Here is a 24,220-nt window from a genome sequence, read left to right on the forward strand (position 1 = left end):
GGGGATTGATTTCCTATGTGCTTTTTTCAGTAAAGTTTTAACTATATTTAATTTTTTCTAAAATCCCTGCCAGCGTTTAAAGCCAATCAGCCAACCCATATGATAAGAAAATATAATAATCGAAACAACAACTATTCCCGTCCCCAAAACAAATAGCGTATCTTTTTTATACCAGTTGATTGTACGGTAATATGTTCGTTTCATATCTGTCTGAAATCCCCTAGATTCCATGGCAATAGCCACTCTTTCTGCTTTTCTTATATTTGTTGCCAAGAGTGGTATCGCATTTCGATACCAGGGATTTTTCTTTTTATACCATTTTTTCTGTTTAGAACTACGTATTCTATGGGCTGCATTTATCAATCCAAGATCTGATTCCATTGAGGGCAAGAAACGTAAGGCCGTCAATATACCATAAGCGATCCCGGGGTTAAGTTTGCACTGTTTGATAAGACTCAATATTAAAGCATCTGGTTCAGTGTTAAAGGTAAATAAAATAGATGTGACTCCAATTGTTAAAATCCTGAAAAACAAGACAAAACCTACAATAAGACCTTTATCTGTAAAGGTCAAAGGCCCGAGGCTTGCAATAATTTCAGGATTTTCAACCCTTGCTAGTGAGGCGTTCATCCAGAGCATCCCAAAGGCAAAACAGACAAGTGGTATAATCATCTTTAGATTCTTTCGATTAAATGATTTTGTGACAAGGGCAAAGAAAAAACTCACCCCAAACAGCATAACCATTGTATAGGGGTCAAATACCATAAGAGATGCCAATACAATAATGAAGTTGGCAAGAAGTTTTGCAGCTGGATTAAAATGTCTCATGTCCATAAATATTCACCTCATTCATGAGTTTCATTCTATAAGGCAGATCAAGTCCACTCTTTCTGATTATTTCATTTTCATTCCAAAGCTCTTCAGTATCTCCGTTGTATAGAATTTCACCCTGAGACATGACAGCAATTCTATTTGCATAGGAATCTACTAAATCTAAATCATGAGTGATCATAAATATAGTCATTCCTTGCTGATTTAGTTCAGTAAGTTTTTTCATTAGCATGATAGTGTTCTTCTCATCCTGACCAAAAGTAGGCTCGTCCAAAATTAAGATTTTTCGATCTCCAACTAGCATCGTTGCAACAGAAAGGCGTCTTTTCTGTCCTCCAGAAAGGCTAAAGGGATTATTAGCAGCATAGTTATCCAGATGAAAAGTTTTTAATAAACTGTTCACCTTTTCATTTCTGTTTTTTTCATCAAAATATAGTTGATCTATGCTATATGCAACTTCTGACCATACTGTGTCTTCTAAAAATTGGTGTTCAGGATTTTGAAAAACGTAACCTATCAAGTCATAAAGTTCTCGTTCTTTGTATACAGTTAATTTTTTCCCAGAGATGGAAAGGCTGCCACTAGATATGTCCACAAGCCTAAGTATAACCTTTGAAAGTGTCGATTTACCACTCCCATTTCCTCCGACCAAGGCAAAAAAATCCCCTTCATTCACAGTTAGATCGATTTCTTTTAAAATCCTCCGATCTTTTGTATACCCAGCGGATAATTTTTCCAGCTCAAGTATCGGTCTCTTTCCAATATTTGCTGTCTTATTGGGAGTTTTATAGTTGTCTTCTATTACTTTTTTTAATAACGTCTGAGATATCTTCTCTTTTTTTAGTTCCCCTATACTACAGGGAACTCCATTAAAGATATGCCCCTTATCCTTTAGCTCCCAGTAGATTCTTAGACTGTGAGGACACCATATTCCCTTTTCCCTAAGCAGCTCACCGTGCTTATAGAACATCTCACGAATATCCCCGTCACAAAGTATTCTGCCACCTCTATCAATAACAATAAGACGGTCTAGAAATGAAATCCAGTTTTCCAGATTATGTTCTACCACCATTAGCCCCTTGCCCTTGTCACCGGCCTTTTTAGAAGACTTTACCACCTGTCGTCGACCTTTGGGATCCAAATTTGCCGTCGGTTCATCTAGCAAAAGCATCTTAGAATCAATAGCCGAAATAGATGAAAGTGCAAGTCTTTGCAGTTCACCGCCAGACAGGGTATTAATAAGATGATTTACCTTTTCCTTTGGAAAGTCAAAGTCTTCCATTGATTTATTTATTATCTCAGGCATAATATCCGGATCGATACATTGGTTTTCCAAACCAAAAGCTACCTCGTCCTTTGGGTATAGGGAGCAAAACTGACTTTCAGGATTTTGAAATACTATGCCAAAAATACGTGCTGTATCAGATAACTGCATATCATTAACTGATATACCGTCTACTAAAATATCTCCAGTTACATCGGCATTGTCATCTCTTTGAATAATCCCCATAAGAGATAAAAGCAGCGTGGATTTACCACTGCCGCTTTCACCTAAGATAAGAATTCGCTCTTGAGTATTAAATTTTATATTGATGTCTTGCAGAACAGTCTCCCCATTGATTTTAACCGATAAGTTGCGAACATCTATTATTGCCATTATGCATTTACTCTCTTTTCAGCTCTTTTACGCCCTAACGGGAATGAAGACAATGCACCTGTAGCTGCAAGTCCGTCACCGATCCATTTACCAAGTAAACCAGAAAGTACAGCACCTGATACTAAACGTACAGCTAGCATAGCTGCTAGCATCCCCAATGCAAATTTTGAATATCCATAGGCAAAATAATTATAAATAAAACTTGTTACACTTGCCCCCATACCTGCTAAAACCAAAACAGGTGTTGAGTACTTTTTCCACCCAGTTGCAGCAAAAACTGCCTCACAACCAAGACCTTGAATGGCGGCACCCACAAATACCATTATACCAGAAGGTGTCCCTAATATAACCTCACCTAAAGCAGCCATAAGCTCAGCACCAAGGGCAATCCCAGGCTTACGGATAATGTATGCCCCTGTAATTGATGCTGTGAACCAAATACCATACACTATATCAAGTCCGATAGGTCCAAATGCGGCATTGGCAAAGGCCCAGATAGTGATACCACCTAGATACATAGCCCCAAAGGCAACGCCTAGTACACACAAAACTATAATGTCTTTTAACGTCCAACCAAATTTTTTAGTCATTTTTTTGTTCCCCCTTTAATTTTTGCTTTCTCTTTTATTAAATAGAAAAATAATTAAACTACACTTTAATGATATGAATTATACCTCAATTTTTTCTTTTGCCTTTGATGGGCTTCCCTTTGAAAATGTTGCATGAATAATTGTATGGGGAATCCTTTTAGATACACCTTCAAAAGATGTCTCAAGTAAATTAAAGATAGATTTTGCAGTTCCGTCAAGTCTTGTACAATAATGATAACTTTCCACATCTACATTAGAAAGAGCCATGGCTTTTTCAACCTCCTCTACAATCACCGGAAAATACTGGTCACTCCCCAAAGGATAAAGAGACCAGGCACAGGCCACCGGCATATCTTCCATAGGAAGATCCACATATTTAGGCTCAGAATCAAAATCAAAATCTTCCGGCACATCACCAGGACATCCTACTGAAAATAAAACATCGGCAACAACATGCCCCCCGGCATCAGATGCTCGTAAAAAAAGTTCTTTTACATAAGCAAAGACACGCTCTCTGTTTCCTTGTATTGTAGTTCCTAGATCGTCTGTCATAACAGCCAGTCCTGTAGAGTCTGTTTTTTTTATCGCCCCTAAGATCACATCTACAAAATTATCCTGCATAGGATAGATTCCTATTCTCGCACCAACAACATCACTTGTTCCACATTTTAAATTCAACTGTCATTCCCCCTATTTTTCCCTGTATATTTTATAAAATTAATTTAAATCCTATTTAAAATATAAACTAAAGCATAAAAAAAAGTCATAAACCATAAGTTTATGACTTAATCTTTGCAGTATAAATAGCATAAGTGCTCGATTAATTGTCTAAAATCCCTACGGTAGCATTACCTACATCAGGTTATAAGGGTTCAGAACTAACAAAGTTCAATCTCAGCACGCTTTCAGCAGCTCCCCAATTACTTGATTTTATTAAATTTAATATAATTCATACTACTACAGAGAAGTAAATAAGTCAATATAATATACCATTTAAAATACCTAGTGTCATATAGTTTCTATGGAATCTTTACCTATGAAATAATTCTAATTTTGATACTTATTTTGTGCTCTATTTACTCCTTTGATTCAGTTAGATTGAATAATCGATCTAAGTTGGTGCCTTTATTCAAATTAAAATATTTAATTTCTAAAAAGTAATACTAAATAAAGAAGTTAATTTATGAAAGTTTCCAGCAATTATCAGCTTGAGTTGACTAATAATTATCGGCCTTATTATAGTGAATTACCTGAGACAGATCCTTTACATTTTTCGGAGAAATATTCATATCTGTATAACCTACTGCCATCATCTCAAATATCTCAAAATACTCAGGAATACCCAAAAGCTCCTTTGTTTTCATTTCTACCTTGGGATTTCTAAAAGCTGACACCCACATAGAAGCTAGACCTAAACTCGTGGCAGCAAGCTGCATACTCATAAAAGCACTGGCAAGGGTACTAGAGAATGTAAAATTCCACCAATTATCGTTATCTTTTACAGAAACAGGACCACGTTCTCTCACTCTAGGATCACCGTATAACAGAATATAAACAGGGGCATCTACAAACCCCTTAGAAGTTTTTCCTTCACCTATTCCATCAATAAGATACTGAGTAACTTCATTTTTATAATTTTCATCATCTATTACGACAAATTCCCAGGGCTGAGAGTTGAATCCAGAAGGAGACTGTATTCCGACTTTTATAATTTTTTCAATATCTTCCCTTGAAACTTTTTGAGTGGTAAACTTTCTTACAGATCTTCTCTTAGTTGCTATCTCCAATAAATTATCATAATTCATAGTTCTCTCCCTTTCATCAATTAAAATATGCCTGACGTGTTCAAATCACACTGCTTAACTTAGTAGACGTGTCTACTAAGTTAAGTGTGAAACTATTTTAACACAAAATAGTAGACGTGTCTACTAAAAAAGAGAACGTCTAAATTAATGTTTAGATAAAATAATTAATCACACAGTAATAGAAAATAGTTCAGAAAATAAATATTGTAAATTCACCAGTGAAAAAGTTTATAAATAGGCTTTTTTTATCATTTAATTATCTATTTGATCTTCAGGAATTTTTTAGGGTTGTTCACTGTCAAATTTTCAATAAATTTCCTCTTATCATTTTGATTTAATTTTTTAGATTTATTAACAAGATTTTCCAAGTGTTTATAATAGTTGGCATATGAGCTGTCATAACACTCTTCAGAAATAACCATAGGAACATCAGATCCCCATAAAAGTTTCGAACTGACACTGTACTTACCTTCTTTGAATTTCTTTAGATAATCTAGCTCTATTACTTTTTTCAAATTTTTAGAATAATCATTGATCTTACCAAAACTTTTTCCATAATTATAGGCAGATATATCAGAATAGGTATTTGGGTATCTCTGTAATAATTTTATTATTGTGTAAGTCCAGGTATTTTTGTCAATTCCGTCAGAAAAAATTCTACCTGGATCAAGCATATCTTCTACTCCGTCCTCACCTCCAAAATGTGCAAAATTTATTCTTAAGTTTTTAAGTTGGGGGTTTTCTTCTAAAAGATTCAACCAGTTCTGAGGATGAGTCATTCTATTTATGTCTTTACTTGAAAGTTCGGCACTGTAAGACCCCTTCTGACAGTGGACAGTTATTGGAATATCCTCTTTTATACACCATTTGTAAAATTCTATATATTTTTTTCTTTTATTCTTCTTAACTGGATAAGGATTAAAGCCTATTGGAGGATATATCTTTATCCCTAGTATACTCCCAGATATTAGGTTATTTATACTTGCATTTTTATTGGAAGAATCAGAATATTTTTTCCAAAGTTTTTTTACCGCATCAAGTCCGTTATCATCAAGCACAAGTTTCCTTAGATCAAAACCGATAAAAGGACATATTTTAATTTTATTTTTTGAAGCTTTTATTCCTTTAATCAGCCTTTGAGTCTGGAATTCCAAATTGGAAATTCCTAAACTATTTTCTTCTACTTCCTTTATACAATCAAAATCCATTATCAGTGGGGTTATGAGTGTTTTTGAGAGATCAATTTCTGGGATTTTGGATAAGTGTTCCTCAAATTTTATTATAGAATCTTTTAAATCTCTTTCAAAGAAACGAATAAAATCTTCTTTCGTTGCGACAATGTCGTCCCCCTTTTTTATGAGATTAAAAGGAGCGAACAGCGTTATCCCTAGACTTTTTGTAAAACGGTTAATAGTATTTACATTGAGTTTTCCTTGGATAGTAGCGTATAGAGGTATATCTACAATGTTGAATATATGACAGTGGCAATCGATAAACTCATTCATATTTTTTCCTCCTAACAATAATCTTGATATAATCATTGAATACCTGATCACTGAGGTCTTTTACTTAATTTATTGCTTCTATTTAGATTGTTCCAGTGAGTAAATAATATTCCTTCTAATATTGAAACAGGGTAAAAAAACACTTTTTTAATGGAGAATTATAAAAAATTTAGAAACTCTTTTCCCTGCCATTGTCTTTCATATGTTTACATAGTTCATCTTATTTTTTTCTTTTAAAATATGTTTGACATAAACCATCTATACTGTTAAAATTTAGTACACGTGTCTACTAATAAAGGAGGGCATATGGATAAACCTTTAGATAAAATTATGAATGATACAACAAGAGATATAAACAAATTTTTATCTCATCATATGGATCAGTATTCACTGGGAAATGGTCAGTTTGGTATTCTCTATGAAGTATCAAAAGAAGAGGGTATATGGCAAGAGGCAATAGCTCAGAGAAGAAATGTAGGAAAATCAGCAGTGGCAAAGTCTATAAAAAGGCTTATTGAAAACGGCTATCTTTACAGGAAAAAAGATGAAATAGATAAGAGAGCTTGGTGTCTATACTGTACTGAAAAAGGGAAGGATATGATCCCTGTAATAGTAAACCTAATTGAAACTGTAAAAAAACTACTAACTAAAGGTTCTAGTGAAGAGGAGATAAAAATATTCAGGAAAGTTAATGAAAGGATGAGGAAGAATATAGAGGATTATTTTAAGAGTATAGAGGGATAATCTAAAACTTTATCTATTCCATAATTACATATAAATTAACTTTTGACCCTTGGTGAAAGTTCCGTCAGAATATCCCTTAAATCAGATATTTATCCGTTATTTCCTTCTATATAATAAACTAAGAAAAGCACATAGGATTACCCTATGTGCTAACTAATTTTTACCCGAAATTTATCACCTATTTTCTTTAAAATATACAAATACTAAATTTCAGGTTTATGTACTTTTATCTTCACATATTAATTTTATCTGTCTTAATATTTACCTTTAGCCTTTTCTTTAAGTTTTTAGGATATATCATTTTTTATTTTATTGGTATTCCATAATGATTTACCTGATATCTCTTGTAACCAGTAATTTAGTTTTCAGGAATTCTAATCTCTTGACCAACATGGAGATAATCTGGATTTTCTATATTATTTTCTTCAGCTAGTTTTTCCCAAGACATATTATATTTTTGTCCTATTTCAAATAAACTATCCCCTTTTTTAACAATATAAGTAGAAGGAAGTTCTTCCATTGCAGCAGTTTCACTAGTTCCCATCATTTCTGAGGCTTTCTCACTTACTGCTTCTGTCATTTCAGACGCTTTCTCTCCTACTGCCCCGGTCATTTCTGTTGCTCCTTCTTTCATTTCTGTGGCTTTCTCAGTTACTACTCCTGTCATTTCAGACGCTTTCTCTCTTGCTGCCTCGGTCATTTCTGTTGTTCCTTCTTTCATTTCTGAGGCTTTCTCGGTTACTGCTTCTGTCATTTCAGACGCTTTCTCACTTACTGCCCCGGTCATTTCTGTTGCTCCTTCTTTCATTTCTGAGGCTTTCTCGGTTACTGCTCCTGTCATTTCAGACGCTTTCTCACTTACCGCCCCGGTCATTTCTGTTGCTCCTTCTTTCATTTCTGAGGCTTTCTCACTTACTGCTCCTGTCATTTCAGACGCTTTCTCTCCTGCTGCCTCGGTCATTTCTGTTGCTCCTTCTTTCATTTCTGAGGCTTTTTCACTTACTTCTTCTGTCATTTCAGACGCTTTCTCACTTACCGCCCCACTCATTTCTGTTGCTCCTTCTTTCATTTCTGTGGCTTTTTCACTTACTTCTTCTGTAACCACAGGCGTATTTTCTGTTGCGGTCTCTTCTTTAGGTTTTTTATCACCACATGCCAGTATTGAAAGGACAGCTAATAATATTAATAATTTTTTCATAAAAAGTCCTCCTTATTAACATAACCTCTATAATATTTAGATTATATTTTAGATGGCGACCTTATTTTCTTTATGCAAACAATTAACAATTCCCAAAGCTTAGGTATTTTTCCCGGTTCATTTAGAATATATTTTTAAAACGTCGTCACCTTTTGTCCGTTTCTATGCAACTCACAATTGACTAGTAACATTTGAGTTAATTCTACTTATAATCCCTCCTTAATATTATTTCCGAACTGATAACTATTTGACAATAATCTCTACACCAAACCAAACAAACAGATAAAATCAATTTTAAGTATCTCAATATATATTTACAAGTCAGTATTAAAAAACCCTTTTTTATCATTACTCATGTAGTTAAAAGATCTCAAATAGAAATAAAACATATTCCAACTGTAAAAATTAAAATTCAACACCTTGTTTGTCCTTGAAATTTAACCTGATAGAGAGTATACTTTGTGAGTTGAATTTTTATTCAAAAAAATTAAAAGTAAAATAAGCAGCAAAAATAATATTTTAATCTTGACTACAGATCCAAAATTAAAAGGGACATTATATTGCTGGGACTGTAAACTCCCATAATCCAGAAAAGAGGTTTTATGAAATGGTCAGAGTTTAAACTAATGAAAAAAGAAGTGAAGATATATTTTTATATCTTGATTTTTACCGCTTTAGCCACAGGTATGAGCCAGGGAATACTTTCCAACTATTTTAAAGATGCTTATAACATCACCGCATTTGAAAGGGGAGTTATCGAGTTCCCACGGGAAATACCTGGAATGATATGTGTACTGGTTATTGCATTGCTAGCAGCACTGAACGATATACGTGTATCGATGTTTGCACAGATACTAAGTATTTTCGGTATTGTTGTGCTGGGCTTTTTCACACCTCAATTTTCAATAATGCTTGTCTTTTTATTTATAAATTCTTTAGGTACTCATCTGTTTATGCCACTTTCTGATGGTATCGGAATCTCACTGGTAGATCAGGATAAGTTGGGAATGCGTATGGGGCAGTTTAAAGGAACATCTGTTAAATTCTTAATGGTATCCTCAACCATTGTCTTTATCTGTTTCAAATTGAATATTTTTAGCTTTTCAACTGCTATTAAATGGCCGTTTGTACTGGCCGGCATGTTCTTACTGATAGTACTTGGGTTATTGATCTTATTGGACCGAACAATGCATCATCCGGTGATTCATCATAAAAAAACAAAATTTGTTTTTAGAAAAGAATACAAACTTTATTATATATTGGTTATCCTGTATGGTGCCCAAAAGCAGATTATGTTAGTTTACGGTCCGTGGGTACTCATTGAAATATTAGGGAAAAAAGCAGATACACTGGCTTTACTGGCAATTGCAGGGGCATTTATAGGAATTTTCTTTATCCCGGCTTTAGGTCGATGGCTGGATCGATACGGAGTTAAGAAGTTATTGTATGCCGATGGTATATCCTTTGTAATGGTATATTTTTTATTTGGATTACTAACAACCGGTTATGTTACCGGGACATTATCAACAATAGGATGGCCAGTACTGTTAGGATATTTTATGGTGATCATCGATAAGATGTCCACACAAATGAGTTTTATCAGGACGGTTTATCTGAAAAATATAGCAGTTAATTCCTCAGACATTATCCCTACACTTTCTCTTGGTATGAGTATGGACCACTTTGTCTCTATCACCTGTGCCATTTTAAGCGGCCTTGTCTGGAGTGTTTGGGGACCTCAATATATATTTTATTTTGCAGCTTCTATTTCTCTTGGGAATATTTATGTTGCTTACAAAGTAAAGCTATAACCGATCTCTAATCTAAAAAATATGGTAAGGCAGAACTAAAACTTTATCTTGGCATTTAAATTTAAAAGTTGTAGAATCACTACAATCAAATATTTTCTTATCTAGAGAGAGGGAGGGACTGGCCCTTTGACACCTCAGCAACATGCTTTTATGGTTTGTGCTAAATAGATAAGGGTGGATAAATAAAGCAGTCTCTTGCATGAAATGACCTCATATTTGGGGTCGTTTTTTTATAAAAAATTTTAAAAATTCGTTTATGGAGGTAAAATATATGAGTAAAGAAAAATGGTCTCTGGAAACCAAAACTATTCAATGCGGATGGCAGCCGAAAAATGGTGAACCCCGTGTACTTCCTATTTATCAGAGCACAACTTATAGATATGATACTGCCGCTGAAGTAGCAAAACTTTATATTTAAAAATGTATAACCCATTAAAAATAATAGAATTTTAAGTTCAAAACATCTAGAAGTAACACTGTGAATAGACTTTGGCATCAATCTATTTATAGAGCTTCCTACAGTTTCAATCAGTTTTCTTTTTATATGATCTATGAATTCTTGACTTTTATTCTTGGAACGCTTTGAATTTTTACGTCTCATGGGTGAAAGGTAGATATCAACATCACTTAAGACCTCTTCAAGAACATAATCATTATAGGCTCTATCGGCATAAATAATAGAGTCTTTAGGCAAATCAAAATTGAAACCATTAAGTGCAGTAATATCAGCAATGGATCTAGGTAATATTTTATATTCCACAGGCAAGACCCTCTCATTTGTCATCAAATAAAGTCTTGCTCCGAAAAAAATTTTCTTTTACTTGAAATGTATCCTCTGTAAAGATCATGATCCAAGTATATTTTACATCTAGGAATTCTATAATTGTCACATGCAGAAATAGAGAACGAATCAACCATAAATTCTTTGGTTTTAGATCTATTTTTATTATATTCCATAATGAAATCCATTATTTTACTCAAGGTAGATCCCAAGTTTGCAAGTCTTCTAGAAAATCTACTTTTAGAAAGGATATAATCAAAATGAGGATAATCTTCAAAAAAAGTCAAAGTCTTTTGAAAATTGCAGTTAAAATAGATTCCTGCGACTATAGCAGTTGTAATAACTTTAGCATCTTTCATTTTGGTTTGAGAACTTTCTTGGTGCCCAGTAAGGTTAAGAATTAATTGAATAAATTCTAGTATATTTTTAAGGTTATTTTTCATATTTATGCTCTCCTGAAGTTGTTATTTTAAGAGTGTTTTAACGTATAATTAAAAAGGTAGCAACTTAGGTTATATAATTCATTATTTCATCAAAAATTTTAAATCCTCTGACAAATTGCCTTTTTCATGGTACACTCTCTGCATTTTGAATTTTGAAGCCCATCCATTTTAACTTCCCAGTAAATATTTCCGAATCAAATTTTTTATATCCTTTAATTCCACAATTAAGAACAGTTGTTTAACTGTTCTTTTTTTTTATCAAAAGTAGTAAATTTTTAAGATTTAAGTTAAAATGAATATGTAAAATAGTGATTAGTTGTAGATAATTTTATCAGTAATTTAAAAAAATAGATTTATGTAAAATTTTTAAATCTATATTAAATCATTAGGAGGAAGTATTTATGCAAGGGAAAATTGTAGTAACTGTAATCGGAAATGACAAAGTTGGAATTGTAGCCGGAGTAACTAAAAAACTTCAAGATTTAGATGCCAATATTGTTGATATCTCTCAAACTATTTTTGAAAATGAGATATTTGCAATGATTATGCTTGTTAATGTGGAAAAATTCAAAGGAAACTTTGACGAGATGAAAAAAGAATTATCTCCTTTAGAAGAAAAATTAGGCGTTAAAATTTATGTTCAACATGAAGATATTTTTAAAGCAATGCACAGAATTTAATTGGTAATCGAAAATCTGCAATTGATAATTTTAAAAATAAAATTGTTTTAATTTTCCATTGTCAATTATTACTTTAATTTTTTAGGAGGAATGTAATGCACATAGTAGCAAATGAAATATTGGAAACTATTCAAATGGTTGATATGCAAAACCTTGATGTAAGAACAGTTACAATGGGAATCAGCCTTTTGGACTGTATAGACAGAGACCACAAAGTAACATGTGAAAATATCTATAACAAAATCATAAAATATGGAAGAAACTTAGTTGAAATAGCTGATAAAGTAGCTGCAAAATATGGTGTACCTATTGTTAACAAAAGGGTATCTGTTACTCCAATCGCTGTAATCGGAGGAGCTACAGATGCAGAGGACTATACTTGTTTTGCTGAAGCACTTGATAAGGCTGCAAAAGAGATTGGAATTGACTTTATAGGTGGATTTAGTGCCCTTGTAGAAAAAGGATTTACTCCTGCAGATAAAAAACTTATTGCATCTATCCCAAAAGCTCTTAGCACAACGGACAGAGTATGTTCATCTGTAAATGTCGGTTCGACTAAAGCAGGAATCAACTTAGATGCAGTTGGGATGATGGGGAAAACTGTTAAAGAGTTAGCTGAATTATCAAAAGACACTGACGGGTTAGCGGCAGCTAAATTTGTAGTCTTTACAAATGCTGTAAGTGATAATCCATTTATGGCTGGAGCTTTCCATGGTGTTGGAGAAGCTGAAATCATTCTTAACCTCGGTATAAGTGGACCAGGAGTTGTGAGGGCGGCCCTTGCAAAAGTTGATAAAAAAGCTCCTATTGATGAAATAACTGAAACTATTAAAAAAGTAAGTTTCAAAATTACTAGAATGGGAGAATTAGTAGGTAAAGAAGTTGCAAAAGAATTAGGAATAGATTTCGGTATAGTTGACTTATCATTGGCACCGACTCCTGCTGTTGGAGATAGTGTTGGTAATATATTAGAAGAATTTGGTCTTGAATCTGTAGGAGCTTATGGTACTACTCTTTCTCTGGCAATCCTTAATGATGCTGTGAAAAAAGGAGGAGCTATGGCTGCTACAAGAGTCGGAGGACTTACTGGGGCATTCATCCCTGTCAGTGAAGATCAAGGAATGATTGCTGCTACAAGTAAAGGATATTTAACACTTGAAAAGCTTGAAGCAATGACATGTGTTTGTTCTGTAGGTCTTGATATGATTGCTATTCCAGGAGAAACTCCTGACTATGTAATCTCAGGAATTATCGGTGACGAAATGGCAATAGGTATGGTTAACAGCAAAACAACGGCTGTAAGAGTTATTCCTGTACCCGGTAAAACTGTTGGAGACAGAGTTGTATTTGGAGGACTTCTTGGTGAAGCTGACATTATGCCGGTTAACTCATTAAACTGCTCTACATTAATCAACAGAGGTGGAAAAGTTGCGCCTCCTATTCAAGCTATGAAAAACTAGTGAGAGAAGTAGTAAGTAGTAGATAGTAAAAATCTGAAAAGGTAGAGTCAAAAGATATTTTTACCGCGAATTAATGCTGATAAAAATTTTAAAAGGACGTTCGTTTAACTAAACTGAACGTCCTTTCTTTTATTCTTCCAATTTTTCTTTAAAACCTAATTTTCTTAAGAAAATAGGATTTCTGTAATGGAAGGGACTAAGGATATTATTTTTCTTATCCCCTATACTTTCAACTGAATTCATAAGGTGTTGCAAAGTTGCTAAAAATTATACCGTACTTTTGCAACAGCCTATTTAGAAAAGAATATAAACTTTATTACATATTGGTTATCTTGTACGGTGTCCAAAAGCAGATTATGTTAGTTTATGGCTTTATTGCCCCTAGGTATTAATTGAAATCTTGGGGAAAAAAGCAGACACCTTGGCTCTTTTATCAATTGGAGGAGCCTTTATCGGGATTTTCTTTATTCCGGCCTTGGAACGATGGCCGGACAGGTTCGGCGTCAAGAAATTATTATATGCCGACGGAATCTCTTTTGTGGTAGTCTGCCTATTATTTGGATTATTGACGACAGGTTATGTTTCCGGTGCACTGGCAACGACAGAATGACCCGTGTTGTTAGGATATTTCATGGTAGTTATTGATAAAATGTCCACCCAGATGAGTTTCATCAGGACGGTGTACTTGAAAAATATAGCAATTGATTCTTCAGAGGTTATCCCCTCTCTTTCCTTGGGTATGAGCATCATTACCTGCGCTATCTTGAGTGGTCTTGCCTGGGGACTCTGGGGCCCTTAATATATATTCTATTTCGCAGCATCTATCTCCCTTGGGAATATTTATGTTGCTCACAAAGTAAAGCTATAAATAACCCATAGTATGGAAAAACACTTCTCAAAGGGAACTGAAATTTTACCTTGACATTTAAATTTAAAAATTATAGAATCACTATAATCAAATATTTTCTTATCTAGAGAGGGGGAGGGATTGATCCTTTGACACCTCAGCAACCTACTTTTATGGTTTGTGCTAAATAGATAAGGGGGGATAAATAAAGCAGTCTCTTGCATAAAATGATCTCTTATTTGAGGTCTTTTTTTTTATAAAAAATTTTAAAAATTCGTTTATGGAGGTAAAATATATGAGTAAAGAAAAATGGTCTCTGGAAACCAAAACTATTCAATGCGGATGGCAGCCGAAAAATGGTGAACCCCGTGTACTTCCTATTTATCAGAGCACAACTTATAGATATGACACTGCTGCTGACGTGGCAAAACTTTTTGATCTAGAAGCTGAGGGGCATATGTATTCTAGGATAAGTAATCCTACTTGTGATGCCTACGAAAAAAAAATGGCTGCCTTGGAGGGCGGAGTGGGAGCTTTGGCTACTTCTTCCGGTCAGAATGCTTCTACAATCGCCATAACAAATATTGCTTCATCTGGTGATCATTTTATAGCAGCCGGAGCTCTCTACGGAGGGACTGTGGCCTTATTCACAAATACCTTAAAAAAGATGGGAATAGAAACGACTTTAGTTGATGCAGAGCTTCCTTTGGAAGAACTTAAAAAATATTTCAAACCTAATACCAAGGCAATCTTTGCAGAAACCATTGCTAATCCTGCAATGGACATCCTAGATTTTGAAAAATTATCAACACTGGCAAAAGAAATGGGAGTACCTCTAATAGTAGACAACACCTTCGCAACTCCATACTTGTGCCAGCCTTTAAAACTTGGAGCAGATATTGTTGTTCATTCATCTACCAAATATATTGACGGACATGCAACAAGTGTAGGCGGTGTGATCATTGACGGTGGAACTTTTGACTGGTGTAACGGAAAATTCCCAGAATTCACCGAGCCTGACAAAAGCTATCACGGTGTCATCTATACTCGTGATTTTGGAAACCAGGCCTTTATCATTAAAGCCAGAGTCCAGTGGATTCGTGATTTAGGATCATATCTGAGCCCAATGAACGCCTTCTTATCAAATTTAGGACTAGAAACCCTTCATGTGAGAATGGACAGACATTGTGAAAATGCCCAAAAACTTGCAGAATTTCTTGAGAATCATCCTAAGATAAGCTGGGTAAAGTACCCAGGACTAGAAAGTCATAAACACTTCCAACGTGCAAAAAAATATCTAAAGGGTTGTAGTGGAGTACTCACATTCGGTGTAAAAGGTGGATCTCAAGAAGGAGAAAAATTAATGAATAGTCTTGAATTAGCTGCAATTGTAGTCCATGTTGCAGATGTTCGTACAAGTGTCCTTCATCCAGCCAGCATGACTCACAGACAGCTGTCGTCAGAGGAACAAATTGCCGCAGGAGTAAGCCCCGACCTTATCAGGGTTTCAGTGGGAATTGAAAATATCAAAGATATTATTAGTGATTTCAATCAAGCCTTGGAAAAAATATAGTAAATTATAAACAGCCGGGAATTAAATTCCCGGCTGTTTATTTATTATTAATAAAATAATATCTGAGTTTGTTTCAAGCTTTCAGCAAACCATTAATTTCTTCTGAAATTTAATATTTTTTATTCAGAATACAAAGTTTTAATTTTGGTTTTATGCCGCAATTCATTGAAACTTTTCATGCTTATTTTTCATACCACTGGGCAAACTTATTTATGGCCGAGTCCTCTTTTAATGTCTGATATTTTGCAAAATCTTCTTCTGAAAACTCAGCTAAAGTTTTGTCAAAATTTTTCGGAATAAAGACATACCATAAATCAGACCATTTTTTATGAGAATCTTGCCCTCTGATACTTTTAGATAAAGTCCCAGAGGATTTACTTTCAAAAAATTCCATATGGCTGCCATCATAAAAGGCAAGACAAGACCTAAATTCACATTCTTGTTCCGTTTTATCTTCCATTAACTTCAGGATTCCTTCTACTCCAATGGTCTCCAAAGCATGATTGACATAGGCTCTGGGAAAACCATTTAGGGCTTTTATAAAAAACCCGGCATCCAATGCTATACACGGTTCATTAACTATATTATACGCTTGAATTACTTTTTCCTTTGCTATTTTTCGGATATCGTCAGACCTAGGTTCTATAAGTTCTGCATTATAAGGAATAAGTTTAGTAGTATTCAGATATTCCTGTGCTGAGGCTATTTTACCTTTATTGGTAGTAACAAAAACAATTTCTTTCATAATCAAACCCTCCAATCCATAACTTATTATAGCATAAGAATAATAAGTTTATTTCCATAGGAGATTTTATCAAATCTAAAAAGTATTTTCTAGGTTCAAATAAAAACAAGCTTTTTAAAAAAATGCGGTATGATGGGATTTTGAATCTTGGGATATGCATACCAAAACACAATCAATTCTGAATATTTTAGTTATTAGACTCTCCAATGACAACTATATCTATCTGCCTCCTCTTATCGGAATAGGTCAAATTTGATTTTATAAAAAGAGTAAAAAAATTTGGATATAAAAAAAAACACATAAGATTTTTTTCCTATGTGCTATTGTATTAGTTCTTACACGAAACTTGTCATCTTTTTCTCTAAAATAGAAATACTTACTTTCGGGTTTTCATATGTTATACCGATACAAATTCATTATACTACTTTCTCTATATCTCCTTTAATTATAAAAAACTTAAAGCTGTTTTCCTCAAAATCTCTTTTAAACTCTTTCCCCTATACTTATTTTGATTTACTAATATTACATTTAAAAAGATACCCGAAAGCGATTATAGAAATATAGAACAAAGATGCTCTCATCCCCACAAATGAGCTCATTTTTAATAGGTCAAGAACTTCAAAGCTATCTATACGAAACATATAAATAGGCAATATACCTACAAAGCTCAATGGAAAACTCCACAAAAATATTCTTATAGAATGTTTCGATGTTTCTTTTATACTTCTTGCTTCTAAAAAACTATTTTTATCCAAACAAATACTCCTTTCTATATTTTATGAATTTTTTTTAATTTTGTTTTAAGTACTGTTCAAAAAATATCAGTTTTTCCTTTTTTAGATTCCAGAAGATTATATTAAATTTACACTAAATTTAATATATGCTCTCTATATATATTTTTTATTCAGATATCTTCAACTTCATTAAATCTTCTCCAAATATAACTTTGCCACTATAGTTTTTATTTATTTTTTCTAAACTAGCTTTCTCATCAACTACCCCTTTAGTAAAGTGAGTATAGACAAGACTTTTTACTCCTGCATCTGCAGGTATTTTACTGGACTCATCTAAATTTAAATGTGCACGTTCTCTAGATGAAACCTTTGACTTACTCTTCTTTCTAACTTCTTCTGATCTCTCTCTACCCTTATCCATGATCATTCCACCAGAATCTATAACCATAAAATCCGCATTCTTTGCAAATAAAGCTAATGAATCAGTATACGTTAGATCTCCGGTTACAACCACAGAAACCCCAAGGTATTCAAATCTGTAAGCTATAGTATAAATAGTATGAGGAACCTTTAAGGTCGTTATTGGATAGGCTACAATAAGTTGGACAGTTTTCTTAAGGTCATATAAAATAAATAAAAATATTATGCGGAGGTATTTTAATGACCAAGAAAACCAAGTCGAGACGTAGCTTTAATGAAGAATTTAAAACTCAAATTGTTCAACTTTATCTCAACGGAAAAAGAAAATGTGAAATCATCAGAGAATATGACCTTTCTCCTTCTATTCTTAATAACTGGATCAAGCAGTTTGATAATACTGGCTCTTTTAAAACAGAAGATAATATTGATCCATTAGAAAAAGAACTTCGTGCTCTTAAAAAGAGAAACGAGCAGCTTGAAATGGAGAATGATATTTTAAAGCAGGCGGCGCTGATCTTAGGACAAAAGTAGATGTGATTAAAGCCAATTCTCACAAATATTCTGTATCAGCAATGTGCCAAGTCCTTGGAATTTCTAGAAGTATATATTATTACAAGTCTAAAATTAAAAATAATATCTCTCTTCTAATAGAACTAATAAAAGATATTTTTGAAGATAGTAGAAGAAACTATGGAACTAGAAGAATAAAATTTGAGATTTTTAAACTGGGACATAAAGTTTCCAGAAGACGTATAAGCTCAATTATGAAACAAAATGGATTGATATCAAAATATACAATTGCAAATTTTAAGCAACATTACGACAAAGTCAATGAAGAAAAGTTAGCTAATTTAGTTGAACGTAATTTTAACAAAAAGGATCATCTACAAATTGTAGTTAGCAATTTAACCTACGTCAGGGTAGGTAAGGCCTGGAATTATATCTGTGTCTTAATAGATCTTTTTAACAGAGAAATCATAGGTTATAGCTCTGGGAAAAATAAAGATGCCCAGTTAGTAACAAGAGCTTTTTCAAAAGTGAAGGGAAACCTACAAAAAATTAAAATTTTCCATACGGACCGTGGAAATGAATTTAATAATCAATTAATAAAAAGAACGCTAGAAACCTTTAATATTAAGCGTTCTTTAAGCATGAAAGGGTGCCCATATGATAATGCAGTGGCATAAGCAACCTTCAAAACCATAAAGACAGAATTTATAAATGGAATTTATTTTGATTCCTTAGAAGAATTAAATTATGAATTATTAGATTATGTTAACTGGTTTAACAACCATAGAATCCATTCTTCTCTTGGTTATCAAACGCCAGTAGAGTACAGAATGAATAACCTTAAAAAAGTTGTCTGAAAAAGTGTTGCCATTCCAAAAAGAGGTGGTTGACCTTTATATAGACCAAGTTTATCTAATTTAGCATGAGATTTTATTAAAGATAGATGACCTACTTTATTCATCAAAGGAACAATATGCTTTTTCATCCTTCACCTCCAACGTGTTAGCCAACTAACACTAGTTTATAATTTTTTTTAACATCAAACACTTCAGTTTTTTTATATCTTCATGTGTAGCACGTGATATAATCCCATCAATCAACAAAAATTAAGTGTCCTTTTAAGTATAGTTTTATTGAATTTAGAAACAAATATGGATAGAAAGGTTTTGGAGGACGATAAAGTATGATTTTCTATTTTTGTATGAATTCAAAGGAGGAGGGAGCCTATATAGTGGTATAAAGTGGTTTATTGAATATTATAACGATGAAAGGTGTCATAGCTCACTGGAAATTTAACTCCAAGTGAAGCATATGAAACCTCAAATTTAACATTCAAAAAAATTGCTTAGGAAAATGGAGAAACTGTTTGACAAACCGACCCACCATATATCATTGAATTAAATAACATAATAAATTAAAGGATAAATCTTGTTTTAAAGGTTTATTCTTTTTTTTAATAAACTGTAGTAATGTGTATTTAAGTAAAAAAAATAAATTCTACCACAAACCTCCAATTAAAATCTTTATTACTCATAAAAAATATATTATGGTAAAAAAATAAAAAAATTACCATTTCATAAAATATAGTGGTATAATTAACTCATATTAAATGATTATGGTAATTTATCATTAATTTTACCATTTGGAGGAGAAGATGACACCTAATAATGATTTAAAAATTTTGCCACCTAAAATAGATATAGAAACTGTTTCAGTATTAAAGCAGCTGAACAAATCAAGTAGAGCTCTTGCAGAATTAAAAGCATATTCAGAATTAATACCCAATAAAGAAATACTAATAAGTTCATTAGCTCTGCAGGAAGCAAAAGCCAGTTCAGAAATAGAGAATATAGTTACTACTAATGACAGTTTATACAAAGCAATCGCTATTGATGAAAAGAAAATTGATCCAAGCACAAAAGAAGTTTTAAACTACAGAACTGCCTTATGGAGAGGAGTAGAATTAGTAAAAGAAAAAGGGTTTATTAGTACCAATCTTATTATAGAAATTCAAGAAACTCTTGAAAATAATAGCGGTGGGATCAGAAAAATTCCAGGGACAGCTCTAAAAAATGCACTAACAGATGAAGTAATCTACACTCCTCCGTCAGGAGAAGAACTTATAAGGCAGCTATTAAGAAATTTAGAAGAATATTATAATATAGAAACTGATATCGACCCCTTAATAAAACTAGCTATATCTCATTATCAGTTTGAGGCTATCCACCCTTTTTATGATGGAAACGGAAGAACAGGAAGGATTCTTAATATTCTTTATCTTCTCAAAGAAGGACTGTTAGAATCTCCGATACTATATCTAAGTTCATATATTATCAAAAATAAAGGATTATACTATAAACTTCTAGAAGAAGTTACAATAAATGAAGCCTGGGAGAAATGGGTCTTATATATTTTAAAAGCCATTGAAATTACTTCCAGAGATACCTTAGAACTTGCCAAGAATATTAAAAGTCTTATGGACATAACAACCCAAGAAGTAAAAAATAAACTTCCTAAAATATATAATAAAGAGTTAATAGAATTTATCTTTACAGAGACCTATACTAAGGGATCTCACCTTGTTGAACAGGGTTTCGCTACTAGAAAAACTATGACTAAGTATCTTAGAGCGTTAGAAGAAATTGGAATTTTAAAAAGTGAGAAAGTTGGAAGAGAAGTTATATATATAAACGTCCATCTTTTCAATCTTTTAAAAGGAAGTTAATACAAAGAAGTTTATTTTTAATTTATACCTTTCCAAAATGAATTAATATAATATTCAAAAGATTAGGCACTCCGAAGAGTGCCTTTTTGTGGTTAAAATCTAGGTGCTATTACGTTTAGACCTTGGCTGAAATATTATGATTTTTATATGACTTTAAGAAAACTGTCAAACTATCCATTTAAGATCAAACACCAGTAGAGTACAAAATGAATAACCTTAAAAAAGTTGTCTAAAAAAGTGTTGCCATTCCATACTTTTTCATTAACGCTATCAGTATATCCATCTTTACCTCCTACTAGTTTCATTATAATTGGTATTAAAAACAGAGATCCTATTGTCGCTATTCCACCAGCTAAAAAGGCCACTGCACCTCCATTTATAGCCGCCACTACATTTTGAATACTTGACATTGCTACCACTACTGGAATGTAAAGACTACTTAATAAAAGTATACCTTTTTGAGTTTTTTCGCTAAATCCATTACCAGATTTCTCTAAGTAATTAGTAGCTATAACCATAATAAGCATTGCAAAACCTACCCCACCGACATTTCCACTGATACCTAAAATCTTCCCTAGAGTAACTCCTATTGTGGATCCTAAAAACATGCAAAGACCTACAAATGCCAAACCGTAAATTTCCATACATTTCCTCCTTACTATTTATTTTTTAAGTTACAACAACTTTTAAAAATCATATTTCAAACAAAAAAAGAGCAGACCATAAGAAAAAATATAAAACATATTTTTTCTTAAATTCCTACTCTCGTAATCTCGTATAACTATATTATATTTTTTGTTTGTTAAATAAAAATAATTTAATAAAATCTCGGATACTTCAATTCTAAAAACATACTAAACGTCTATTGCTGTTTAAAAAGTTCGTTTACAATACACTCTGTCTCTCAAGTTAATTTTATAACATTTTTTTTAAAAAGTCAATTTTTTTATTTAAATGTCGGTATCTTTATTTTAATCCTCTTAGTTCTAGCTATTCCGACTTCCAAAAGGATCTAATTTTTTATTTGCTGACTTTTCTTAATTAAAATCTTATTTACTATAATAAATCTAATACTTAAACTATTTTGCTTTTGTAATTAGTCTTTAAAATACAAAAATATCTATGTTGACCTTCTAATTTAGTGAGCCAATCCCCAATAACTTCAATTTCTTTTTCAGTTCATATTTCAATTTTTCATGATGAATTACCACTCCACCAAGTGCGCCTATTAAACAACCAATAAGAGTATTAAATAATCTTAATTTCATAAATGTTGTTGTGCTCATTGTAAATAAAGTAGAAGCATCTGCAAGTAGTATTGTTAAAGGTGTAGCAAAAATAATTCCAATAGCATAGTTCCTTTGAACTGTAGCTTCAAGGATAAACTGGAGTATTACTATAGAAATCAGTATTAATTTGATATCTTCATTAGCAAATATTAAGGTAATCCAGCACAGACCTAACCCCATAAATGTTCCTGCTATTCTTTGGGTCACTCTTTGAATCACATGGTCCTTAGATGCTCCCTGTAATGCTGCTACGCATGAGACTGAAATCCAGTATGGATTAACTACCTTTAATAGATGCCCTACCAATAATGAAATAAACATGAATATTCCAAATATTATTGCTTCTAATAAATCTGTATCTTGATTATATTTAAAATTAACATGAAATATTCTTCCACTTATTGAGGGTTTATTTTTGTTCACAATAATACTATAAACAAAAGCAACAAAAGTAACTATTATAGATCCTAAGGCAAATAATCCTAAGCTTTCTGCTATTTTATCGGGTCTGTGTGGAATACAACTTGCTGTAGCAGCTATCATTACAAAAAAAAAGCTCTTTGGAGGTCTTACCATTAAATAAGATGTTAGCCAATGAATAATTCCACAATACATTCCAAATACAATAGACGAAATTATATAATTAAAACTAAACATAAGTCCTAAAGCATATGAAAAAATAAAAGCAAATGAACAGGCTAATAATGTTATGATTCTTTCTCCGGTTGTTGCATAAATTGGAAAATAAACTAGTATCAATCCTGCCAGAGATGCTGTTAATCCTGCCTTGATATTATTGAGATAAAATCCTATTGTAAAAAATGTTCCCATTAGAAACGTTAATATTAATGGTATATGGAAGTTAATTTTATTTTTGTTTAATACAAAAATAGATTTAAACTTTCCTTTGAAAAAATTCAACATATTTTACATTCACCTTCCCTTATTATTTTAAAGTTTATAAAAATTTATTATAACTTTGTCTGGATACCTTTTAGCATCACAAAAAATATGTTTTTAGTCAGCCACTGGTATTTTTCATTATAAGTTTCGAATGTGGTGAAAGTTTTAAAATATCATACATAAATCATGGTCAATAAACTCACCTTCGTTACTTTACCCACATATTAATCAGGGACACTTCTAGTATCACTATTTTCATTATATACCGATTCTATACTTAACTTAAAAAATATTTATGTCATGCCTTTACTAAATCATTTATTTTTCTTTTCCTCTTTTTGAGCTTTTTTGCAATAACCAATACACTTATCAAGCCATTTAATGACACTTTCTTGCCTCATAATAGCTCCCTCCAAGACAATAAAATCACCGAAACGATCAGTATTATGGTCAGGAATTTCAGAATACTGTTCTGCTGTCTTTTTTAGTATATCGAGCTTCTCTTTATGTTGTACTTTTTGATTTTCAAGAAGATGAATTCTTGACTCTAAATCTAAATTATTAGAAAAATACATACGTAATCTAAAAACATCTTTTGGAGTTTGTGAAATATTTTCATCTTTATGCAACCAGATCAAAAGTTCTTTCTGCCCCTTTTCAGTTATAGAATATAGTTTTTTTTCTAAGATATCTCCACTTATTTTAATATCATAAGTTACAAACCCCTCTTCTGCAAGACGTTTTAATTCTGGATAAATTTGGCTGTGTCTTGCGTGCCAAAATTTGAATAATTCATATTTAAATTCTTTTGCTATATCATAACCAGTCATATCTTTTTTATTAAGAAGTCCTAAAATTGCATATTTTAAAGTTCTCATGATCACCCCTATTTAGACTTTTAATCTCGATTTTCATTGCAATTATAGCATATTTTGTATGTATAAACCACAAACAAATTGTGACTTTGAC

General features: G+C 32.6%; 23 protein-coding genes, 2 pseudogenes and 3 riboswitches. Of the genes and pseudogenes, 9 read left to right on the top strand and 16 right to left on the bottom strand.

Translation table 11 applies throughout. The features are described from left to right. Positions 1-57: 57 nt before the first annotated feature. The 6 genes from ILYOP_RS15190 to ILYOP_RS08160 form a co-directional block, all read right to left on the bottom strand. Positions 58-834, bottom strand: coding sequence for an energy-coupling factor transporter transmembrane component T family protein (locus ILYOP_RS15190; RefSeq protein ID WP_013388060.1), 777 nt, complete (start codon positions 832-834; stop codon positions 58-60). After that, positions 815-2,488, bottom strand: coding sequence for an ABC transporter ATP-binding protein (locus ILYOP_RS08140; protein WP_013388061.1), 1,674 nt, complete (start codon positions 2,486-2,488; stop codon positions 815-817). The genes ILYOP_RS15190 and ILYOP_RS08140 overlap by 20 nt, the downstream gene beginning before the upstream one ends. After that, on the bottom strand, positions 2,488-3,078 hold the full coding sequence (locus ILYOP_RS08145; protein ID WP_013388062.1) for an ECF transporter S component: 591 nt from the start codon (positions 3,076-3,078) through the stop codon (positions 2,488-2,490). The genes ILYOP_RS08140 and ILYOP_RS08145 overlap by 1 nt, the downstream gene beginning before the upstream one ends. 78 nt (positions 3,079-3,156) lie before the next feature. Beyond that, on the bottom strand, positions 3,157-3,756 hold the full coding sequence (locus ILYOP_RS08150; protein WP_013388063.1) for a YkoF family thiamine/hydroxymethylpyrimidine-binding protein: 600 nt from the start codon (positions 3,754-3,756) through the stop codon (positions 3,157-3,159). Between the two features lie 138 nt (positions 3,757-3,894). Beyond that, a riboswitch (TPP riboswitch) is annotated at positions 3,895-4,007 on the bottom strand. 288 nt (positions 4,008-4,295) lie between these two features. Then, on the bottom strand, positions 4,296-4,883 hold the full coding sequence (locus tag ILYOP_RS08155) for a nitroreductase family protein (RefSeq protein ID WP_013388064.1): 588 nt from the start codon (positions 4,881-4,883) through the stop codon (positions 4,296-4,298). Between the two features lie 260 nt (positions 4,884-5,143). After that, on the bottom strand, positions 5,144-6,388 hold the full coding sequence (locus ILYOP_RS08160; RefSeq protein ID WP_013388065.1) for an amidohydrolase family protein: 1,245 nt from the start codon (positions 6,386-6,388) through the stop codon (positions 5,144-5,146). A 306-nt stretch (positions 6,389-6,694) separates the two neighbouring features. Between ILYOP_RS08160 and ILYOP_RS08165 the strand changes: the two genes are divergently transcribed. Then, entirely contained in the window at positions 6,695-7,132 is a 438-nt protein-coding gene (locus tag ILYOP_RS08165; protein ID WP_013388066.1) for a MarR family winged helix-turn-helix transcriptional regulator, read from the top strand. A gap of 358 nt (positions 7,133-7,490) precedes the next feature. On the opposite strand, the gene ILYOP_RS08170 is transcribed toward ILYOP_RS08165, so the two are convergent. Beyond that, positions 7,491-8,330 (bottom strand): LysM peptidoglycan-binding domain-containing protein, encoded by an 840-nt coding sequence (locus ILYOP_RS08170; protein WP_013388067.1) that lies wholly within the window; start codon positions 8,328-8,330, stop codon positions 7,491-7,493. A gap of 602 nt (positions 8,331-8,932) precedes the next feature. Here ILYOP_RS08170 and ILYOP_RS08175 point away from each other — a divergent pair. Further along, complete coding sequence (locus tag ILYOP_RS08175) at positions 8,933-10,141, top strand: MFS transporter (protein WP_148223686.1); 1,209 nt, start codon at positions 8,933-8,935, stop codon at positions 10,139-10,141. Positions 10,142-10,235: 94 nt separating this feature from the next. Then, positions 10,236-10,316, top strand: a riboswitch (SAM riboswitch). A 96-nt stretch (positions 10,317-10,412) separates the two neighbouring features. Next, positions 10,413-10,559 (top strand): hypothetical protein, encoded by a 147-nt coding sequence (locus ILYOP_RS15635; protein ID WP_222838853.1) that lies wholly within the window; start codon positions 10,413-10,415, stop codon positions 10,557-10,559. Positions 10,560-10,697: 138 nt separating this feature from the next. On the opposite strand, the pseudogene ILYOP_RS16300 reads toward ILYOP_RS15635, so the two are convergent. Both ILYOP_RS16300 and ILYOP_RS08180 read right to left on the bottom strand, forming a co-directional pair. After that, positions 10,698-10,925, bottom strand: a pseudogene (locus tag ILYOP_RS16300) (hypothetical protein); the annotation flags it as partial. Next, entirely contained in the window at positions 10,925-11,365 is a 441-nt protein-coding gene (locus tag ILYOP_RS08180) for a hypothetical protein (RefSeq protein ID WP_041921029.1), read from the bottom strand. The gene ILYOP_RS08180 and the pseudogene ILYOP_RS16300, both read right to left, overlap by 1 nt. Positions 11,366-11,766: 401 nt before the next feature. On the opposite strand from ILYOP_RS08180, the gene ILYOP_RS08185 reads away from it, so the two are divergent. From ILYOP_RS08185 to ILYOP_RS08195, 3 genes are all read left to right on the top strand, one after another. Continuing rightward, on the top strand, positions 11,767-12,045 hold the full coding sequence (locus ILYOP_RS08185) for an ACT domain-containing protein (RefSeq protein ID WP_013388069.1): 279 nt from the start codon (positions 11,767-11,769) through the stop codon (positions 12,043-12,045). A gap of 95 nt (positions 12,046-12,140) precedes the next feature. Further along, positions 12,141-13,505 (top strand): PFL family protein, encoded by a 1,365-nt coding sequence (locus ILYOP_RS08190; RefSeq protein WP_013388070.1) that lies wholly within the window; start codon positions 12,141-12,143, stop codon positions 13,503-13,505. Between the two features lie 964 nt (positions 13,506-14,469). Beyond that, positions 14,470-14,550, top strand: a riboswitch (SAM riboswitch). Positions 14,551-14,647: 97 nt separating this feature from the next. After that, the gene (locus ILYOP_RS08195; protein WP_013388071.1) at positions 14,648-15,925 is read left to right on the top strand and encodes an O-acetylhomoserine aminocarboxypropyltransferase/cysteine synthase family protein; all 1,278 of its coding nucleotides are present in this window, start codon (positions 14,648-14,650) and stop codon (positions 15,923-15,925) included. A 181-nt stretch (positions 15,926-16,106) separates the two neighbouring features. Here ILYOP_RS08195 and ILYOP_RS08200 read toward each other — a convergent pair whose 3' ends face one another. The 3 genes from ILYOP_RS08200 to ILYOP_RS08210 all read right to left on the bottom strand — a co-directional run bounded on the left by ILYOP_RS08200 (position 16,107) and on the right by ILYOP_RS08210 (position 17,918). After that, on the bottom strand, positions 16,107-16,670 hold the full coding sequence (locus tag ILYOP_RS08200) for a non-canonical purine NTP pyrophosphatase (RefSeq protein ID WP_013388072.1): 564 nt from the start codon (positions 16,668-16,670) through the stop codon (positions 16,107-16,109). A 503-nt stretch (positions 16,671-17,173) separates the two neighbouring features. Beyond that, positions 17,174-17,425, bottom strand: a complete 252-nt coding sequence (locus ILYOP_RS08205) for a hypothetical protein (protein ID WP_013388073.1) — start codon at positions 17,423-17,425, stop codon at positions 17,174-17,176. A gap of 145 nt (positions 17,426-17,570) precedes the next feature. Continuing rightward, a complete protein-coding gene (locus ILYOP_RS08210) occupies positions 17,571-17,918 on the bottom strand; it encodes an MBL fold metallo-hydrolase (RefSeq protein ID WP_049774859.1) in 348 nt (115 codons plus the stop codon). A gap of 146 nt (positions 17,919-18,064) precedes the next feature. On the opposite strand from ILYOP_RS08210, the pseudogene ILYOP_RS08220 reads away from it, so the two are divergent. Further along, positions 18,065-19,191 (top strand): annotated as a pseudogene (locus tag ILYOP_RS08220) (IS3 family transposase). Here ILYOP_RS08220 and ILYOP_RS15815 read toward each other — a convergent pair. After that, on the bottom strand, positions 19,143-19,319 hold the full coding sequence (locus ILYOP_RS15815; protein WP_187288120.1) for a hypothetical protein: 177 nt from the start codon (positions 19,317-19,319) through the stop codon (positions 19,143-19,145). The pseudogene ILYOP_RS08220 and the gene ILYOP_RS15815 overlap by 49 nt on opposite strands. A 170-nt stretch (positions 19,320-19,489) precedes the next feature. Here ILYOP_RS15815 and ILYOP_RS16270 point away from each other — a divergent pair, with 170 nt between their 5' ends. Then, complete coding sequence (locus ILYOP_RS16270) at positions 19,490-19,630, top strand: integrase core domain-containing protein (RefSeq protein WP_425364871.1); 141 nt, start codon at positions 19,490-19,492, stop codon at positions 19,628-19,630. A 358-nt stretch (positions 19,631-19,988) separates the two neighbouring features. Further along, positions 19,989-21,059 carry a Fic family protein gene (locus ILYOP_RS08225; RefSeq protein ID WP_013388075.1) on the top strand — a complete coding sequence of 357 codons (1,071 nt, stop codon included), beginning with the start codon at positions 19,989-19,991 and terminating at the stop codon, positions 21,057-21,059. A 170-nt stretch (positions 21,060-21,229) separates the two neighbouring features. Here ILYOP_RS08225 and ILYOP_RS08230 read toward each other — a convergent pair whose 3' ends face one another. The 3 genes from ILYOP_RS08230 to ILYOP_RS08240 all read right to left on the bottom strand — a co-directional run bounded on the left by ILYOP_RS08230 (position 21,230) and on the right by ILYOP_RS08240 (position 24,129). After that, positions 21,230-21,703, bottom strand: coding sequence for a malonate transporter subunit MadL (locus ILYOP_RS08230; RefSeq protein WP_013388076.1), 474 nt, complete (start codon positions 21,701-21,703; stop codon positions 21,230-21,232). Between the two features lie 489 nt (positions 21,704-22,192). Beyond that, on the bottom strand, positions 22,193-23,272 hold the full coding sequence (locus ILYOP_RS08235) for an FUSC family protein (protein WP_013388077.1): 1,080 nt from the start codon (positions 23,270-23,272) through the stop codon (positions 22,193-22,195). A gap of 293 nt (positions 23,273-23,565) precedes the next feature. Continuing rightward, a complete protein-coding gene (locus ILYOP_RS08240) occupies positions 23,566-24,129 on the bottom strand; it encodes a PadR family transcriptional regulator (protein WP_013388078.1) in 564 nt (187 codons plus the stop codon). Between the last annotated feature and the right edge of the window lie 91 nt (positions 24,130-24,220).

Source organism: Ilyobacter polytropus DSM 2926 (assembly GCF_000165505.1).
GTDB classification, from domain to species: Bacteria; Fusobacteriota; Fusobacteriia; order Fusobacteriales; family Fusobacteriaceae; genus Ilyobacter; species Ilyobacter polytropus.